Below are 18385 nucleotides of genomic sequence, written 5' to 3'. Positions count from 1 at the left end.
CCGCGCTACGCTTACGGAGAAGAAAAAGGAGAGCCATGGCCCCCACCCAGAGCAGTGAGGAGCACCCGGAACCGCCCCGTGTGGCGGATCCCTCTCCGCTGATCTGGCTGGGGGGAGGCCTCCCACCACGTTTCCGCTGGGTGAGTCCCTCTCTCGTCCAGGCCCTCGGTCATCCCCTGGAGGCGTGGAAGACGCGGGGCTTCGTCTCCCAGCTCGTGCACCCGGAGGAGCTCGACGGGCTGCTGGAGGCCTGGGGAGCGGTGGCCAGGACGGGAGAGCCCCGGACCCTCGAGCTCCGGGCGCGCTCGGCCGAGGGAAGGCCCGTCCGCCTGGCCGTGGAGCTGAACGCCGTCGAGCCCTCGCCGGATGGGACCGGGGAGCTCATCGGCACCGTCCGGGTCCTCTCTCCCCCGCACCCGCCCGAGGGGGTGAAGCACACCGCCCCGAGCATCGACGAGATGCTCCAGGAGATCACCCGCACCCAGCGCATGCACGAGGAGCTCATCGACGCCATCGACGGCATCGTCTGGGAGACGGACGCGAACTTCCGCTTCACCTTCGTCAGCAAGCAGGCCGAGCGCATCCTGGGCTACCCCATCCGGCAATGGATGGAGGATCCCGGCTTCTGGCTGGAGCACCTCCACCCCGAGGACCGGGACTGGGCCTCCGCCTATTGCATGAAGTCCGCCAAGGAGTGCAGGGCCCACGAGTTCGAGTACCGGATGGTGGCGGCCAACGGCACCAGCGTGTGGCTGAGGGACATCGTCACCGTCGTCTCCGAGAACGGCGTCCCCCGTCAGCTCCGCGGCATCATGGTGGACGTCACCGCGCAGCGCCGGGCCCGGACGGATCTGGAGCAGACCGTCTCGCTGCTGCGCGCCACCCTGGACTCGACGGCGGATGGCATCATCGTCCTCACCCAGGACTGGCACATCACCGCCGTCAACGGGAGGTTCCAGAAGCTGTGGAACATCCCCGACACCATGCTGGAAGGCCGCGATGGCCGGGTGCTGAGCGAATACATGCGCGCCCAGATGGAGAACGCGGAGCAGGTCCACCCGCGCACCCAGCAACTGCTGGCGAGTCCCGAGCAAGAGGGGGTCGACGACCTGGAGCTCCGGGACGGACGTGTCATCGAGCGCTACTCACGCCCCCAGCGGTTGGGAGACACCATCGTCGGCCGCGTCTGGACGTACCGGGACGTGACGGTGGAGCGCCGCGCCCAGGCGGAGAGCGAGCGGTTGCTGCGCGAGGCCCGCGAGGCCATCCGCGTGAGGGACGACTTCCTGTCCATCGCCTCCCACGAGCTGAAGACGCCGCTCACCCCCCTCAAGCTGCACCTGCAGGTGCTGAAACACCGGATGGCCGACGGACAGCCCGTCCCGGCCCAGCACGTGGACAAGGCGCTCACCCAGGTGGCGCGGCTCTCCGGGCTCATCAAGGATCTGTTGGACACCTCGCGCATCCAGGCCGGACGGCTGGAGCTGCGTCACGAGCCCGTGTCCCTCCGGGAGCTCACCCACGAGGTGCTGGCGGACCTGCGCGCCATCAGCCCCCACCGCTCGCTCGAATACGAGGAGCCCGCCGAGCCGCTCCTCATCCAGGGCGACCGCGGCCGGCTCGCGCAGGTGCTGGTGAACCTGCTGGAGAACGCCCTCAAGTACAGCCCCACGGGCGGCACCATCCGCGTGCACGTGGAGCGGGACGGGGCCCAGGCCCTCGTCTCGGTGTCGGACTCGGGCATCGGCATCCCCCCGGATCAGAAGGCCCTCCTCTTCGAGCGCTTCTTCCGGGCGCGCAACGCCCCCATCTCGGGCTTCGGAGGACTGGGGCTCGGCCTCTACATCTGCCGCGACATCGTCGAGCGCCACGGCGGCCGCATCTGGGTGGAGAGCGAGGTGGGCAACGGCTCCACGTTCCACTTCACCCTCCCGGTGCTGGAGGACGAGGCGTCCGCTACACCGCCGGAGACAGCCCTCCATCCACGTTGAGGGCCGTGCCCGTCACGTACCCGGCCCTCGGCGAGAGGAGGAAGGCCACCACGTCGGCGAACTCCCCGGCCCGGCCCACCCGGCCCAGGGGAACGCCCGAGTCCTTCGCCATCTTCGTGTAGAGCGCCTCCACCGGCTGCCCCGCCGCCGCCGCCTTGCGCTCCCACTGGCCACTCTCGACGAGCCCCACCAGCACCGCGTTCACCCGGATGCCCGCGGGGCCCAGCTCCTTGGACAGCGCCTTGGTGAGCGCCATGCCCGCCGCCCGCGACACCGAGGACGGCAGCGAGTTCGCCCCCGGCGCCTTCGCCCCGATGGCCAGCACGTTGATGATGGAGCCACCGCCCCCCGCGCGCAGGTGGGGCACCACCCGCCGCGAGGTGCGCACCGCGGCGAAGAGCTTGAGCTCCAGGTCCGCCTCCCATGCCGCGTCATCCACCTCGGCGAAGGGCCGCGCCGCCGCCGTGCCCGCGTTGTTCACCAGCCCGTCCACCCTCCCCCACCGCTCCAGCGCCGCCTCCACGAAGCGGTCCACCTCGTCCGGACGGGTGATGTCCGTCACCCGCGCCAGCACGTCGCCGCCCTCCTCGCGCAACGCGGACGCCGTGGACTCCAGCCGCTCGGCGCCCCGGGCACAGAGGGCCACGCGGGCCCCCTCGCGCACCAGGCGCCGGGCCACCGCGGCTCCCAACCCCTCCGAGCCGCCCGTCACCAGCACCACCTTCCCACCGAGCTCCAGGTCCATGGCGTCCTTCCCGGCTCAGGCCGGCTGCTTCACCACCTGCGGCCGCTTCTCGAAGGTCGCCAGCGTCCGGGCGATCTCCTCGTTCACCTGGCGCAGCAGATCCTGCTTCTCGCGGAACGGCAGGAAGGCGCTCTTGAAGCCGGACACGAGGATGGTGGTCAGGTCATCCAGCGACAGCCCCAGCTCCTTGTGCGCCACCCACAGCTCCTTCGTCACCGTGGTGTCGGTGATGAGGCGGTTGTCGGTGTTGATCGTCACGCGCAGGCCGTAGTCGAAGTAGAACTTGAGCGGGTGCGCCTCCAGGCTCGGCACCGCCCCCGTCTGCACGTTGGAGGTGGGGCACACCTCCAGGGGGATGCGGTGATCGTTCACGTAGTTGAGCAGATCCCCATCCTCGCGCAGCCGCGTGCCGTGGCCGATGCGGTGCGCGCCCAGGTAGTGGATGGCCTGGGAGATGGACTCGGGCCCGAAGGCCTCGCCCGCGTGCGCCGTGCAGTTGACGTTGTTCTTGAGGATGAGCTGGAAGGCGTCCTTGTGGTCCTTGGCCGGGAAGTTCGCCTCGGCGCCCGCCAGGTCGAAGCCGATGACGCCCCGGTTCTTGTAGGCCACCGACAGCTCCGCCAGCCGCATGGACGTCTGCGGGTTGATGTGGCGGATGCCGCAGATGATGACGCCGTACTTGATGCCCGTCTCGCGCTTGGCCACCCGCAGGCCCTCGAGCACCGAGTCGATGACGGTGGTCATCTTCAGGCCCTTCTGCAGGTGCAGGGCGGGCGAGTAGCGCACCTCGAGGTAGCGCACGTTCTCGGCCGCCGCGTCCACCGCCAGCTCATAGGCCGAGCGGTAGAGGGCCTCGGCCGTCTGCAGCACCGAGAGCGTCACGTCGAAGGCCACCAGGTAGTCCTCGAGGTTCTTGCACACCTCGCCCATGTGGATGGCCTTGGCCAGGCCGTCCTCGGTGTCCGCGGGCAGCTTCACCTTCTGCTGCTCGCCCAGCTCGAGGATCGTCTTGAGCCGCATGGAGCCGTCGAGGTGGCAGTGCAGGTCCGTCTTGGGGAGCGCCTGGAGCAGCTCCATGGTGACGGGGATGGCCGGGGGCGGGGCCCAGTCGGCCCGGCGGGCGGATGAGGGAATACCAGTCGAGCTGGGGAGCTCGTCGTCGCGAATCGAAGCCATGTCGGGTTCCTTCCTTGCCAACCATCCTAGGGTCCTGAAGATCCTCCCTCAACCATGCAGCTACCCCGCCCTCAGCGCCTCGTCTTACTGCTCGCCATGGCGGCGCTGATGGCCGCCTGCCGGCAACCCACCGACCCGCTCTTCGCCTTCTCCTCTGACGCGCCGTCCCGTGCGGGGCTGGTGGCCCTGGAGGACGGCGTCCTGGTGGGCAACGAGGGCGGCCGTTTCCTGAGGTTGGACCGCCAAGGAACGCCCCTCTGGCGCGTGGAGCTGGGCCGGGAGGTCGCCGCGCGCCCGGCGGTCTCGGGGGAGACTGTCATCGTGGGAACGGTTGGCGGGACTCTCGTCAGCCTCGCGCTCGCCGATGGCTCGGAGCGCTGGCGCCTCACCGGGCAGCCACCCGTGCTCACCCCGCTCGTCTCGGAGGCGGGCTCCGTCTACGTCGTGGCCCCGGATGGGGCGGTGAGGGCCCTCACCGTGGGCTCGGGCGAGGTGCGCTGGCGCCGGCCCCTCCCGCCGGGTGTCCCCCGTCCGGATGCCACCCGGCCCCAGCCCGCGCCGGTGCTCGCCGGAGGGTTGCTGGTGGTGGTGCTCGGGGACGCGGGGGTGTTCGCGCTGTCACCCCAGGACGGCACCGTGCGCTGGCGGCAGCCCCTGGCGAGGGTGCTCGGGATGGAGGCCCAGGGGGAGGTGCTGTACGTCTCCACCCAGAAGGGCGAGGTGCTCGCGCTCGGGCTGGCCAACGGGCAGGTGCGCTGGCGGCAGACACCCGCCTCCGCGCTCTCGAGTCCCCCGGCATGGGCCCAGGGGATGGTCTGGGTGGGCACGGAGGACAAGCTGCTGCTGGCCCTGTCGCCCCAGGATGGGAGGGAGTCCATCCGGCTGGCCCTGCCCGCGCCTTTGGTGACGCAGGCCGTCGAGTTCCGCGAGTGGATGCTGGTACCCACCCGTGACAGCCAGGGCTGGTTGCTCGCGCTCAAGCCGCGCGAGGGGCCTCCCGTGTTCACGCTGCGGTTGGATACGCCGCTGCTCACCCGGCCCGTGGTGCTCGGGGATCAGCTCTTCGTGCTGGGACAGGATGGACGGGTGCTCTCGTGGCGGCTCCAGCCGCCGAAGCCATGAGCCCGGATGTGGACGTCTACACTGGGGCCACGATAGGAGCCCGCATTCTTGAACTGCGAGGACCTGAGTGTTCACCCGTCGCGTTGGCCTGAACGTATTGGCCCTGGCCGTGCTCATGACGCAATGCGCGTGCGTCACTACCGCGTCCCGCGGCACACCGGGCTCCTACGGCTACAGCAACGCGCCCGTGGGCATCGACTCCCCTTCGGCCACCTGTCGCAACAGCCTCTCCGCCTGCGTCGCGCTTTACGGCAAGGAGATGGCGTCCACCACGGCGGTGTTGAAGGTGATGATCGATGAGACGACAAAGAATTCCATTGAGGAGGAGTTGAAGAAGTGCGCCGAACTGGCTCGCTCCGAAGTGCTCCTCCGATATCCGAAGCAATTCAAGGGCCCCGCACCGGATGCCGGAGAGTGCAAGCAAGAAACAAAGGCCCAAGGCAGGCGCGTCACATGGGCCATGCGGCTCGGTATCGAGATGCATGAAGCCGCCCGGAACTGTACCGAAGAGGCACTGGGCAAGATGAGGCCAGGAAGATTCAGCCTGGAACAGCGCTACCGGCCTGACATGGAGACAGGGGAGAAGGAGCTGGTCAGAGCCGAAGAAGAGCAAGCGCTCGAGGAATCCGGCAATGGCGGGGAGTTGAAAGGGACGCTGAAGCCCGATGTGGTGATCCACGATGGCGACCCGCTCAATGCACTCGCCGTCTATGACTTCAAGTTTCCCTGTGTGAGTTCCGACTCGGTACCTGAGTGGCACCAATACCCCGATGGACATCCGTTCGCGGGGTTCAGCCAGGGGGAGATGTACCAGAATTTCATCGCCCTTCTTGTCGCGCGAGTCATTCCCCGGCTTGGAGTTGTTCGTGGCTGAGAACTACCCTCGGATACGAATCCATGCAGAGAGCGGGCACCTGCTTGTCAGGGATGGTCTGGCCGTGACGTTCTTCATGCGCCACTCCCACGCGGAAATCTCACAAGGTGTTCGTCGTTCGCTCGAGACGTACCTGCGTGCAACTGGCCCCTCCGCGCTCACGTTGTACGCGGACGAGGAAGGCGACCACCAACCCCTTGATGATGCTGGCTGGGAAATCATCCATGACACCATGCAACTCCCTCGCATGGCCATGATTGACCTTTCAGGGGCGGGGAACGACCAGCAGAGCTATCGGTTCATCTACCGCGGCAGGTTCCTGGAGGGTCCGTCCCTCAAGAACAAACCGGGCGCGGTCTCCGCGGTCTCCTTCTGGCTACCTACTGAATTCCTCGAGGAGCATGGCCCTGAGCGGGTACGCGGACTCGCAATGGAGTTGGCCTCGCCCCTGCCCTTTAGTACTGGATACGCGGGGCTCTCATTCAACAGCGCGACCAGGCTGGAACAGATGCAGGGAGACACTCCCAAGCTGCGCTTCCGCTACCCAGGCATGGAGGTTTCCGACATGAGCTGGGTGTCGTTACACATTGGAACTCAGGTACGAGGCCCCTCCTGGCTGACCTTCCTCGGGCAGCCCATCCTGGGAGAGTTGGGCGGCGCGTTCGGGCTGCGCGCCCGGTTGCGACATCCAGAAACCACCGTCCAGGAGATGGAAGGGGATAGGGCCGTTGTCTCCCTGGGGCCCTGGCCCGAGGCGGGCGACACCGAGCAGGGAAATGTCCTGCCCGCCTACCGCGAACTGGCGCGCGTGCTGGAACCCTGGCTCTACCATGAGCCGAAGCTCCACACCGTGCAGAGCATGGAAGACACGCGCCGCTGGGAGCGGCGGTTCCTCGATTGATTCACGGCTCACCTCACGCAGACGAACACGCCTGAAGCCGAACGTCCTCCTCGGCAGTTCTGCCTGCTCCACTCACGGCGTCCCCTCCTTCATCGGCTCCTTGCTGGCCGCTGCCTCAAGCGCCGCGCGCACCTGATCCGCATCAACTTGGAGGAGTACCTGGAGGGCCGCGCTCCCGATTAGGATCAAACGCCATGTCCCCGCCCGATCTGACCTCGCTCGAAGTGCTCCGGAATCTCGAAGCGGACTACCGCGCCGCGAGGACGGACCCCTCTCTTCCATACGCGACCTGGTGCGAGAACCTCACGAGGTACCTAGAGCACATCGCGAAGGCGCCCGTGGAAGAGCGGGCCACGCTCGAATTCCAGCAGCGGCTCTGGAACGACAACCCCGTCGCGTTTACGGCACAGGGGGCCGTCCCCGTCGACAAGGCACTGGCAGATGAGGGGTTCCGGCGGTGGCTGGCGGAGCGCTCATTCACGCCCATTCCCAGCAACAAGGCGGAAGCCATCGGCGCCCTCCAGGGGTTGCGCGACGAGATCGTGGAGCGCCTCAAGCCCTTCGTCGGAAGGACCCCATGGTTCAAGACGGTTCGTGTCCTCGCCGCGCTCTTTCCTCATCACTTCACCACCATCGCGGATTGGTCCCGAATCAGCTGGCTCCACCAGCTCATGTTCACGGGCCGTAAGGTGGCCTACGTCGTCGAGGCACAGGCCAACGTCCTGGAACGCCTGGCCGAGGCACTCGGCCCGGTTCCCTCCGGGCTGGGGGCCTGGGTCGAGCGGATGACCTTGCCCTGGTTCATCCTTGAGCGATATCAGCAGAACGCCGCCGAGGTGATTGATACAGTCCCGTTGCAACCGCTCCCGGCGAAGCTCCGCCGGCGTGGAATGACGGCCATCAAGGGCTCGTTGGATGGGGTGCTCCGCGCCCTGGACTTCATGAAGGGCGGGGTCACCCGCGAGGACCTCTACACGTTCCTGAAGCAGGACTCCCCGAACGCGAAGAAGGGCTGGCTGAACACCAGCGCCTACGTCCTCCGAGCCGAGCTCGGGGTCATCGAGGAGCGAGGTGGAGAGTTCTTCCCCACGGAGTCGGGCCTCGAGTTACTCGAAACGGAGAACACCTCCGTTCTCGCTCCCTGGCTGCTGACGAGGATTCTGGGAGTAGACCACGTGTTGGTTCACCTACGTGACCAGGGGCCAGCTCCCACGAAGGCACTATTGGGGATGCTCCGGTCCGTCAATCCAGGCTGGACGACCGATTTCGCGCCCGGAGCCATCGTGAAATGGCTTCGGGCCTTTGGAACCATCGAGATGCGGCCTGATGCACGCCTCCAGCTCACCCAGCGGGGCCAGCAATGGGCCACCAGGGTGCACTGGGTGCCAGAACGCCTGGGCCCGCAGGGCGAGGAAGAGGACAGCATCGAGATCGCCGAGGAGGAGTTGACGGAGTCCGATCTCGAGAAATTCTCGGTGCCCTCCCTCCAGGAGATTCTCGAAAGGCTGCCGTCCGAGCTGGTCTTTCCCAAGGACAAGGTCGCGGCGCTCCACGCGGGACTGTGGGCACATCCTCGCCGCCACTTCGCCATCCTGACGGGGCTTTCTGGCTCGGGAAAGACGTCACTGGCCCGCGCCTACGCGAAGGCACTCCTCACCGCCTCCAAGGTGAAGACAGCGAGCAAGCCGCACCTGCTCACAGTTCCAGTGCAGCCTGGATGGACGGACCCCTCGTCCCTCCTGGGCTACCTCCACCCCGTGACCAATGAGGATTACGTCAGTACGGACTTCCTCGAGGTGCTCCGCGCGTGCGAAGCCGCGCCGGCCGAGCCGCACGTCGTGGTGCTTGACGAGATGAACCTGTCGCATCCCGAGCAGTACCTGGCGCCGCTGCTGTCGGCCATGGAGACGGGGGACCCCATCGTCCTGCACCGTGAGCCCGAGGCCCTGGACGGCGTTCCCGCGGAACTCCGCGCCTATCCGCCAAACCTCGTCCTCATCGGCACCGTGAACATGGACGAGACGACCCATGGGATCTCCGACAAGGTGCTCGACAGGGCCGTCATCCTCGACTTCTGGGAGGTCGATCTCGAGACCTATCCCGGGTGGGGCAAACGGGGCCTGCCCAAGGGCCAGGAAGAGCGCGTGCGTCAGCTCCTGGCGGAGCTCATCGGAGTGTTGGCACCGGTGCGGCTGCACTTCGCGTGGCGGGTCGTGGACGAGGTGCTCGACTTCCTGGTCCGCTCGGGCAAGGACGGCCATCTCAAGCCCGACGCGGCGCTCGACTGGATCGTCCATGCCAAGGTCCTGCCCAAGCTGCGTGGACATGACTCGCCTCAATTCCGCAAGGCCTTCGAGTCCTGCCAGAAAGTCCTCGCCCAGGCGGGACTCCAGCGCTCGGCGGCGAAGGTGGGGGAGCTGCTCGAAGACCTCAAGTCCACGGGCAGCGCCCGCTTCTGGCGCTAGTCGGTCCACACATGCACCTCCTTTGCACGGACGATCAGGGACGAGCCCTCGAGCTTGCACCGGCACCCGCCGTCAATGCGGGCTTCGAGGAGCGCGACACGGCGATCTTCCACATGCCTCCAGGGGGCCCCTGGACACTGTGGATCGACGACGAGCCATTGCCTCCCTCGGATACTGGCTGGCTCTGGGCTCCTGGATTCTTCGCGGGCGAGGTCACCGCCCGGCTCTCGGGGCCAGATGGCGCCGCGTACGAGTACCGCCTCGATGTCTCGCCGGACCGACAGAAGCTGGGACGCGACCATTTCGCCCGCCTCATCGAGGAGGTCGCCGCCGACGATCCACTCCTCCTGGCGGGAGACGAGCCCGCCACCGTCCTGAGCCGCGCGGAGCAGCTCTCCGAGGATCCGCTGCTCGCGCTCGTCGCGTTTGCACGGATGCGCGCTCACGTCAGCCCATTCCTGCGCGCCATCACCGAGGTCTCACGCAGACCGAGAACCGGGCTTCGTCAAGGAAGGCGCCTGGTTCCCCTCCAGCAAGCCCGCAGGCTCGACCTTCGTTCCGTGAGGATGGCGCTCCGGTCTCCGGATTCCGCCAGCGTTGTCCTGAACGAGAGCATGGCGCTGCTCTCGAATCCTTCCGCGCTGCGGTTCGACGTCCCCGTGAACGAGGTGACGCTCGACACCGCCGCCAATCACTGCCTGCGAGCCCTCCTGCTCGCCATCCGCCAGCGGGCACATGCCATTGCGGAACTCCTCATCGAGATGGCGAAGCGCCAGGAGTCGGACACACGAACAAGCCTCATGGCCAGGCTCCCCGTCCGACTCGAGCTACTGGAGCGCATGGCCGGAGAGGTCGCGGCCGTGCTGCGTCAGCAGCCATGGGTCGAGTTGTCCCGGGCGGAGATCACCGCGACGGGACTGACGGCTGTGGCCTCGGACCCGGCCTATGCCCGCGCCTTCCAGTTGGGGTGGAAGGCGCTGCGGACGGGAATCGGGGAGCTGGGCGGCGAGGAACGCTTGTGGCTGAGTCCAACCTGGGAGCTGTTCGAGCGGTGGTGCTTTGTGCGCCTGGCCCGGCAGCTCCGGCAGGTGTTCCCGGCGCTCCACTGGGAGCGTCTGACCGCACCGGCTGAGAGTGGGCGTGCGCTGGCCGAGTGGCGGGGCACCAGTGGCGGCGTCAGGGTCCGCCTGCTCCTCCAGCAGAAGTTTCCCAGTGGAGACCAGAAGCCCTGTGACCAGTTTAAATCCATCTCCCGGCAACGGTTTCCCGACTTGGTCCTCACGTATGAGCAGAATGGGGACTGTCGCTTCGTCGTCCTTGATGCGAAGTACCGCCGGAGCCGCCAAGCCATCCTGGAGGAGATGTCAGTGGCGCACACCTACCGGGACTCACTGCGCTGGAAGGGTCTGCGCTGCCAGGGAGCCTACCTGCTGCTGCCCTCCGCTTGCGAGGCTGAGTGGCTCTCGGAGGAGGGGTTCCGCAGGACGGAGCGCGTGGGGGCCCTGACCCTCGGAGAGGCGCTGGATCCGGTCGTGCGAGAGCTTCTGGTTCCGGCCCCGGCGGGTGAGCGATAAGCCAGTTCATGAGGTTGGACCGCCAAGGAGTGGCCCGCTGGTGCCTGGTTGCTCGCACTCAAGCCGCGCGAGGGGCCTCCCGTATTCACCCCGCGGCTGGACACGCCGCTGCTCATCCGGCCCGTGTGCTGGGGGAGTAGTTGTTCGTGCTGGGACGGGATGGGCGGGTGCTCTCGTGGCGGCTCCAGCCGCCGAAGCCGTGAGCCGGGGTGTCCATCCAGGGTGGCATTTCGCCCCACACCCGATGTGGACGCCTACACCTGGACCACGATAGGAGCCCGCATTCTTGGACTGCGAGGACCTGAGTGTTCACCCGTCTCGTTGGCCTGAACGTATTGGCCCAGGCCGTGCTCATGACGCAATGCGCGTGCGTCACTACCGCGTCCCGCGGCACACCGGGCTCCTACGGCTACAGCAACGCGCCCGTGGGCATCGACTCCCCTTCGGCCACCTGTCGCAACAGCCTCTCCGCATGCATCGCGCTTTACGGCAAGGAGATGGCCTCCACCACCGCTGTGTTGAAGGTGGTGCTCGACAAGGCGACAAAGCAATCCATCGAGGAGAAGCTCGAGAAATGCGCCGACCTGGCTCGCACCGAAGTCCTCCTCCGATATCCGAAGCAATTCAAGGGCCCTGCTCCTGATGCCGATGAGTGCAGGCAGGAAACGAAGTCCCAAGGCAGACGGATTACGTGGGCAATGCGACTCGGAATCGAGATGCATGAGGCCGCCCGGAAATGCGCCGAGGTGGCGCTGAACAAGCTGCGGCCCGGCAGGTTCAGCCTGGAACAGCGTTACCGCATCATCGACCTGGAGACGGGAGAAAAGGAGTTGGTCAGCACGGAAGAGGAGCGGGCACTCGAGGAGTCCGGAAATGGCGGGGAGTTGAAGGGAACCCTGAAACCCGATGTGGTCATCCACGAGGGCGATCCGCTCAATGCGCAGGCCGTCTACGACTTCAAGTTTCCCTGTGTAGATACCAGCTCGGTGCCCAAATGGACCCCATACCCACCAGGACACCCTTTCGCTGGTTTCACCCAAGGGCGCATGTACCAGGATTTCATAGCCCCTCTCGTCGGGCGCATCATCCCCTGGCTTGGAATATTCAATGAATGAACACTTTCCACGAGTACGCACCCATGCCAGGAATGGGTATCTATTGATCAGGGATGGAATGGCTCTGACGTTCTTCATGCGCCATTCCCATGCGTTCATCTCGCAAGCCGTCCATCAATCGTTGGAGTCATACCTCCGCGCGGTTGGACCTGATGCAATCAGCTTGTATGCTGATGACGAAGGTTTCTGGCAGCCCCTCGATGCCATGGGATGGGACGTCATCCATGGCAACATGCGAAGCCCGCAGATGGCCATGATTGACTTGTCGGGTGCGGCAAACAATCAGCAAAGCTACCGCTTCAGCTACCAAGGCAGGACTCTGGAAGGAACTCATTCCAAGAGGCATCCAGGTGCTGTTTCCGCGGTCTCCTTCTGGCTGCCTACCGAGTATATCGAGGAACATGGCCCCGGGCGGGTACGCGAACTCGCAATGGAACTGGCCACGCCCCTGCCCTTCTGCACTGGCAATGCCGGTCTCTCCTTCAACTGCGATACCAGCCTCGTAGGAGTACAGAGAGAAATCCACAAGTTGCGCTTCCGCTATCCAGGCATGGATGTTCCCAACATTGATTGGGACTCGTTACACATCGGCACTCAGGTACGAGGCCCCTCCTGGCTGACCTTCCTCGGACAGCCCGTGCTCGAAGAGTTGGGCGGCGTGCCCGGGCTCCGCGCCCGGTTGCACCATCCGGACACCACCGTCCAGGAGATGGAAGGGGATAGGGCCGTTGTCTCCCTGGGGCCCTGGCCCGAGGCGGGCGACACCGAGCAGGGAAATGTCCTGCCCGCCTACCGGGAACTGGCGCGCGTGCTGGAACCCTGGCTCTACCATGAGCCGAAGCTCCACACCGTGCAGAGCATGGAAGACACGCGCCGCTGGGAGCGGCGGTTCCTCGATTGAGCCATGGCGCCAAATTTGGAATCTCCAATGACTGAACACCTCCCGAGGATTCGCATCCATGACAGGAATGGACATCTGTTGATCAGAGATGGACTGGCGCTGACATTCTTCATGCGCCATTCCCATGCGGCCATCTCGCAAGCCGTCCATCAATCGTTGGAGGCATACCTGCGCGCGATTGGTCCAGATGCAATCAGCGTGCAGGCAGACGACGAGGGCCTCTGGCAGCCCCTCGATGCCACGGGATGGGACAGCATCCATCGCACCCTGCGAAGCCCGCAGATGGCCATGATTGACTTGTCGGGTGCGGCGAACCATCAGCAAAGCTACCGCTTCAGCTACCAAGGCAGGATTCTGGAGGGCGCTCTTCTCAAGAGACATCCAGGTGCTGTTTCCGCGGTCTCCTTCTCGCTCCCTACCGAGTACCTCGAGGAACATGGCCCGGAGCGGGTACGCGAGCTCGCAATGGAGCTGGCCAAACCCTTGCCCTTCTGCACTGGCAATGCCGGGCTCTCCTTCAACTGCGATACCAGCCTCGCGGGAGTGCAGAAAGAAATTCACAAGCTGCGCTTCCGTTACCCAGGCCTGGATGTTCCCAACATGGATTGGGACTCGTTACTCATGGGAACCCAGGTGCGGGGCCCCTCCTGGCTGACCTTCCTCGGACAGCCCGTACTCGGAGAGTTGGGTGGCGTGTCCGGGCTGCGCGCTCAGTTGCACCATCCGGACACCACCGTCCAGGAGATGGAAGGAGAGAGGGCCGTTGTTTCCCTGGGCCCCTGGCCCGAGGCGGGCGACACCGAGCAGGGAAATGTCCTGCCCGCCTACCGGGAACTGGCGCACGTGCTGGAACCCTGGCTCTACCACGAGCCGAAGATCCACACCGTGCAGAGCATGGAAGATACGCGCCGCTGGGAGCGACGGTTCCTCGATTGATTCACGGCTCCAAGGGGTGAACCCGAGAGCCGGATACCCTCACCCCGTCCCTCTCCCGGGGGGAGAGGGGATGTTGGGGGGATGTTGTGAGGGGATGTTTTGTGGTGGGTGGGATGCTCCGGGTCAACCCGGCAGCAGGAAGCGGGCGATGACTCGCTTCAGGCCCACCGTCCCACCGAAGTCCACCGTCACCTTCGCGTTGGGTCCGTTGCCGTCCGCCGAGATGATCTTCCCCATGCCGAACTGCTCGTGGCGCACCCTCATCCCGCGCACGTCCCCGCTCACGCCGTCCATGTCCGACGCCTGTGAGTAGGTGCGGTCGATGCGCGGACCGTCATCCTCGTCCGCCCAGTTCCGCTTGCGCGTCATCATCGGCGAGGACTTCGGCGCTGGCGTCTCCAGTTCCTGCTCCGCGAAGCCGAAGAGCGACTGCGGCACCTCCCGCAGGAAGCGCGAAGGCGGGTTGTAGCGCAGCTCTCCGAACAGCGACCGGCACTGCGCCAGGCTCACGAACAGCCGCTTCCGCGCGCGCGTGAAGCCCACGTAGCAGAGCCGCCGCTCCTCGGCCATCTCCTCCCCGTCCGGGTCATCCGCCACCAGCGCTCGCGAGTGCGGAAAGACTCCGTCCTCCATCCCCGTGATGAACACCGCGTCGAACTCGAGCCCCTTCGCCGCGTGCAGCGTCATCAGCGCCACCCGGCCCTCGCCCACGTCCGCGTCCGCCTCGCCCACCAGGCTGATCTGCTCCAGGAACGCGTTCAGCGCCGGCACGTCCGCCGTCAGCGGCGAGGAGTCCAATCCCTCCTCCTCCGGCACCTGCCGCGCGTCCTCGCCCTCCCCCGCCGTGGCCGCCGCCACCGCCGCCGCCGCACGGTTCAGGTCGAACTCCTGCGCCGCGCCCAGGAACTCGCGCAGGTTCTCCGCCCGCGTCAGCGACTCGTCACTGCCCTCCGTGACGAGCGACTCCACCAGCCGCGTCTCCTTCAACATCTCGTCCACCGCGCTCGCCGCGTCCTTCGCCTCCTGCGCGCACGCATGCAGCGAGGACACCACCGCGTGGAACCCCGTCAGCCTCCGCACCGCCGCCGAGTTGAGCCCCGGAATCCGCTCGGGCGCCGCCGTGGCCTCGTACAGGCTCACCCCCGCCTGGTTCGCCCAGTCCACCAGCCGCTCCACCGTCGTATCGCCAATGCCTCGCGCCGGCGTGTTGATGATGCGCAGCAGGTCCGCGTCCGAGCGCGGATTCACCATCAGCCTCAAGTAGGCCGCCGCGTCCCGCACCTCGGCCCGGTCGTAGAAGCTGCGCCCGCTCACCAGCGTGTACGGCACCCGCGCCAGCCGCAGCGCCTCTTCCACCACGCGGCTCTGCGCGTTCGTGCGGTAGAAGACCGCCATCCCCGAGTACTTGATGAACCCCTCGCGTTGCAGCTCGTGGATGCGGCGCGCCACGTCCTGGGCCTCGGCGCGCTCGTCCCGGTTCATCATCAGCACCAGGTTCTCGCCCTTGGGCCGATCACTCCACAGCTTCTTCGGCATGCGCCGCGTGTTGCGCGCGATGACCGCGTGCGCCGCGTCCAGGATGTTCTGGTCCGAGCGGTAGTTCTGCTCCAACTTCACCACCCGCGCCCCCGCATACGCCTCCGGGAAGCCGATGATGTTGTCCACGCTCGCCCCGCGCCAGCGGTAGATGGACTGATCGTCATCGCCCACCACCACCAGGTTCGGACGCCGCTCCGGGGGCGCCAGCAGACGCAGCAGCTCGGCCTGCACCGGGTTGGTGTCCTGGAACTCGTCCACCAGGATGTGCTGGAAGCGCCGCCGGTACTGGTCCGCCACGTCCGGACGCTTGCGGAAGAGCGCCACCAGGAGCAGCAGCAGGTCGCCGAAGTCCACCGCGTTCGCCGCGCGCAGCAGCCGCTGGTAGACGGGGTAGGTGTTCTTCACCACCCGCCCACGCAGATCCTCCATCTCCACCTCTCCCATGTCCTCCGGGAGGCGGCCCGCGTTCTTCTCCTGATCGATGCGGCTGAGGATCTCCCGCGGCTGCATGATGGGGTCCACCCGGGCTTCACGAATGGCGCGCTTGACGAGCTGGAGCTGGTCGCCGTCGTCATAGATGACGAACGAGGGCGTGAGTCCCCCCACCACCGACTCCAGCGACTTGTCCGCCGCCACCAGCGGATCCCTCAGGACCCGGCGGAGGATCATGGACGCCGAGGAGTGGAAGGTGCTCACCACCAGGTCATTCGCCCGGCCCCCGAGCAGGTGGACGAGCCGCTCCCGCATCTCGCGGGCGGCCTTGTTGGTGAAGGTGACGGCCAGGATGCGCCAGGGGTAGACGTCGCGCACCTCGACCAGGTGAGCCACCCGGCGGGTGATGACGCGCGTCTTGCCGCTGCCCGCGCCCGACAGGACGAGGAGCGGACCCTCCCCATGCAGGACTGCTTCCTTCTGGGGGTCGTTCAGGTCTTTGAGGAGTTCGTCGGCGTTCAAGGCAAGGTGCTTTTCTAGAGGCAAACCTTGCTTCTAACGAGTTTCCGTCCGTCTGGAAGGACGTTCCACGCAGGGGCTCGCCCGCCTGTCCTCCGAGGGAGTCTTCCCGAGGGTCCCTCAGCACCCGCAGTCGCAGTTCTCCACCACGGAACCGGCCAGCTCGGAGCCGTCCTCGTGGAGCAGCCGCGCCGCCCGCGCGGGCCAGGACTCCTGCACCAGCAACTCCACCTTCCCATCGCCCTCCAGGTCCAGCACCCCCACCACGTCCTCCCCCACCAGCGCCTTCGCCGTCAGCGTCCGCTCCGCTCCGCCCGGCCCCAGCACCACCGCCCGCGTCACCTGCTGGTTGTAGTCGCCGCCGCACATCGAGTTGCCCTCCCCCGTGCGGAAGCGCGCCACCGTGAAGACGGCGTGCGTGGCCCCGGAGGCGTAGCGGAAGGCTCTCACCTCCTCGCTCAGCCGTTCCTGCACCTGCTCCGCCTGGATGGAGCCCTCGGAGCGCAGCACGGCGAAGCGCTCGGAGCGCCGGAGTGCCTGCTCCTCGGCCGCCAGTACCTCCTCGGGGGGCCCCTCACCGGCGGCGAAGAACACCGGCGCCTTCGTGCCCGCGGGCAGGGCGAACGCCACCGCGTCCGGCGCCACCGCGCAGTCCAGCTCGGCGAAGGCCCAGGGCCGTCCACAGCCCGGCGCCTCGGGAGGCGGCTCCTGCTGGAAATAACCGAAGTGCGGCACGCCCCGGTTGATCCACGCGAAGCCCTTCACCGCGCACCCCGCCTGGAGCAGCCCGGCCACACCGTAGAGGTCCACCGTCTCCCCCTTCACGAAGAGGCCCGTGGGGTCCGCGTCGATCGGCGCCATCCACACGCTCCGGCGCACATCCACCGGCTCGAGTGCGACGCTCGTCCTCGCCTCGCCCAGCAACATGAAGGTGCGCCCGACGTGGGACTCCACGAAGCGAGGCACCGTCCGCCGGTTCAACGCCTCGGCACGGGCGGCGTGGGCAGCGGCATCGGCCCGGCAGGTGGCGTCCTTGCGCTCCCGCTCGGGCTCCAGCGGCCCGGCGTTCTTCACGTAGGCCTCCACTCCCGCCCGGGAGAGTTGCTCGCGGAAGCCCTCCGCCTCCGCCCGGGTCTCGAACACCTTCGCCACCACCACCTCCAGGCACGGGCGCAGGTCCTTGAAGGCGTTGGTGGACAGCCGCACGGGCTCCGCGGGCAGCCCCGTCGCCTTCAGCGCCCCCAACACCCCACTCCCCTCCCCAGGCGTGGACGAGGAGTGCACGATGACCAGCCACTCCTTCGCGTAGCGTGCTTCCAGCGGCGGAGGAGCCACACCCGGAGTGGAGGCATCCGGCTCCCCGGCGTCCGGAGCCGCCAGGGCCTGGACAGGCTCGGGCTCGGACGTCGCACAGCCTCGCAGCTCCGTGCATCCCGAGACGGCCAGCAGGACAAGGGCGAACAGACGCGGCAGGCGAGGCATGGACGACGTTCTACCAGTAGAGTCGCGCCCATGTCCGACGCCGATGCCCGTCCAACGCAGGAGCAGCTCGACCGCTACGCCGAACAGTTCAATCAGAGTCAGACCCTGCGCCTGCTCGGTCTGCGGCTGAGCTTTCCCCCGGGTGGAGAAAAGGTCGTCATCACCCTCCCCGAGGTCCGTGCCGAACACCGCGGCGGCCTGGGCACGCATGCCATCAACGGCGGCATCATCTCCGCCATGTTCGACTACGCCATCGGCTGCACCCCCGCCCTGGTGGACCCCACCCGCCGCTGCGCCACCATGCAGCTCTCCGTCAGCTTCGAGCGGCCCGTCCGGGGCACCACCGTGCGCGCCGAGGCCACCATCGACAGCGTGGGGACCTCCACCCTCTTCGCCTCCGCCCGGATGTATGACGACAAGGGGCAGGTGTGTGCCCGCTGCCAGGGCGTGGTCAAGATGTCCCAGATGAAGTGGGCCTCCGGAGAGAGCCCGGCCGTCAACTGACGCCCCACCCGGGCGCCCCCTCCACCCCCCTCCGATATGTCCACCGGCACCGGACGTTTCCCAGGCACCGGGCAGCAGCGAGACCCCGGCGGGCGCGTGGAAGCCCGGG

Annotated in this window: 14 protein-coding genes; 10 read left to right on the top strand and 4 right to left on the bottom strand. The window is 67.0% G+C overall.

What is annotated here, in order from left to right; all coding sequences use genetic code 11:
- The first annotated feature begins 35 nt into the window (after window positions 1-35).
- Window positions 36-1991 (top strand): ATP-binding protein, encoded by a 1956-nt coding sequence (locus BO221_RS41550; RefSeq protein ID WP_073566457.1) that lies wholly within the window; start codon window positions 36-38, stop codon window positions 1989-1991.
- On the opposite strand, the gene BO221_RS41545 is transcribed toward BO221_RS41550, so the two are convergent.
- Both BO221_RS41545 and add read right to left on the bottom strand, forming a co-directional pair.
- A complete protein-coding gene (locus tag BO221_RS41545) occupies window positions 1957-2736 on the bottom strand; it encodes an SDR family oxidoreductase (RefSeq protein ID WP_073566456.1) in 780 nt (259 codons plus the stop codon). The two genes, BO221_RS41550 and BO221_RS41545, sit on opposite strands and share 35 nt — an antisense overlap.
- A gap of 15 nt (window positions 2737-2751) precedes the next feature.
- Window positions 2752-3912 (bottom strand): adenosine deaminase, encoded by a 1161-nt coding sequence (add, locus tag BO221_RS41540; protein ID WP_073566455.1) that lies wholly within the window; start codon window positions 3910-3912, stop codon window positions 2752-2754.
- Window positions 3913-3966: 54 nt separating this feature from the next.
- Here add and BO221_RS41535 point away from each other — a divergent pair, with 54 nt between their 5' ends.
- The 8 genes from BO221_RS41535 to BO221_RS41500 all read left to right on the top strand — a co-directional run bounded on the left by BO221_RS41535 (window position 3967) and on the right by BO221_RS41500 (window position 13800).
- Window positions 3967-5034, top strand: coding sequence for a PQQ-binding-like beta-propeller repeat protein (locus tag BO221_RS41535; protein WP_073566454.1), 1068 nt, complete (start codon window positions 3967-3969; stop codon window positions 5032-5034).
- Between the two features lie 67 nt (window positions 5035-5101).
- Window positions 5102-5908, top strand: coding sequence for a hypothetical protein (locus BO221_RS41530; RefSeq protein ID WP_073566453.1), 807 nt, complete (start codon window positions 5102-5104; stop codon window positions 5906-5908).
- Entirely contained in the window at window positions 5901-6809 is a 909-nt protein-coding gene (locus tag BO221_RS41525; protein WP_233166493.1) for a DUF3396 domain-containing protein, read from the top strand. Before BO221_RS41530 ends, BO221_RS41525 begins: the two co-directional genes overlap by 8 nt.
- Before the next feature lie 194 nt (window positions 6810-7003).
- A complete protein-coding gene (locus tag BO221_RS41520; RefSeq protein WP_073566452.1) occupies window positions 7004-9274 on the top strand; it encodes an McrB family protein in 2271 nt (756 codons plus the stop codon).
- An 11-nt stretch (window positions 9275-9285) separates the two neighbouring features.
- A complete protein-coding gene (locus tag BO221_RS41515) occupies window positions 9286-10848 on the top strand; it encodes a DUF2357 domain-containing protein (RefSeq protein ID WP_083682257.1) in 1563 nt (520 codons plus the stop codon).
- A 305-nt stretch (window positions 10849-11153) separates the two neighbouring features.
- Window positions 11154-11963 carry a hypothetical protein gene (locus BO221_RS41510; RefSeq protein WP_083682255.1) on the top strand — a complete coding sequence of 270 codons (810 nt, stop codon included), beginning with the start codon at window positions 11154-11156 and terminating at the stop codon, window positions 11961-11963.
- Window positions 11964-12021: 58 nt separating this feature from the next.
- Window positions 12022-12864 (top strand): DUF3396 domain-containing protein, encoded by an 843-nt coding sequence (locus BO221_RS41505; protein WP_233166492.1) that lies wholly within the window; start codon window positions 12022-12024, stop codon window positions 12862-12864.
- Window positions 12865-12891: 27 nt separating this feature from the next.
- Window positions 12892-13800: a DUF3396 domain-containing protein gene (locus BO221_RS41500; RefSeq protein WP_083682251.1), complete on the top strand. Its 909-nt coding sequence runs from the start codon at window positions 12892-12894 to the stop codon at window positions 13798-13800.
- 123 nt (window positions 13801-13923) lie between these two features.
- On the opposite strand, the gene BO221_RS41495 is transcribed toward BO221_RS41500, so the two are convergent.
- Both BO221_RS41495 and BO221_RS55150 read right to left on the bottom strand, forming a co-directional pair.
- Window positions 13924-16293, bottom strand: coding sequence for an ATP-dependent helicase (locus tag BO221_RS41495; RefSeq protein ID WP_073566450.1), 2370 nt, complete (start codon window positions 16291-16293; stop codon window positions 13924-13926).
- A gap of 117 nt (window positions 16294-16410) precedes the next feature.
- Window positions 16411-17772 carry a hypothetical protein gene (locus BO221_RS55150; RefSeq protein ID WP_073566449.1) on the bottom strand — a complete coding sequence of 454 codons (1362 nt, stop codon included), beginning with the start codon at window positions 17770-17772 and terminating at the stop codon, window positions 16411-16413.
- Window positions 17773-17802: 30 nt separating this feature from the next.
- Between BO221_RS55150 and BO221_RS41485 the strand changes: the two genes are divergently transcribed.
- Window positions 17803-18276 carry a PaaI family thioesterase gene (locus BO221_RS41485; RefSeq protein WP_073566448.1) on the top strand — a complete coding sequence of 158 codons (474 nt, stop codon included), beginning with the start codon at window positions 17803-17805 and terminating at the stop codon, window positions 18274-18276.
- The last annotated feature ends 109 nt before the right edge of the window (window positions 18277-18385 follow it).

The sequence above is a fragment of the Archangium sp. Cb G35 genome, from assembly GCF_001896145.1.
GTDB lineage: Bacteria > Myxococcota > Myxococcia > Myxococcales > Myxococcaceae > Archangium > Archangium violaceum.
This window is presented reverse-complemented; position numbering and strand designations above follow the sequence as displayed.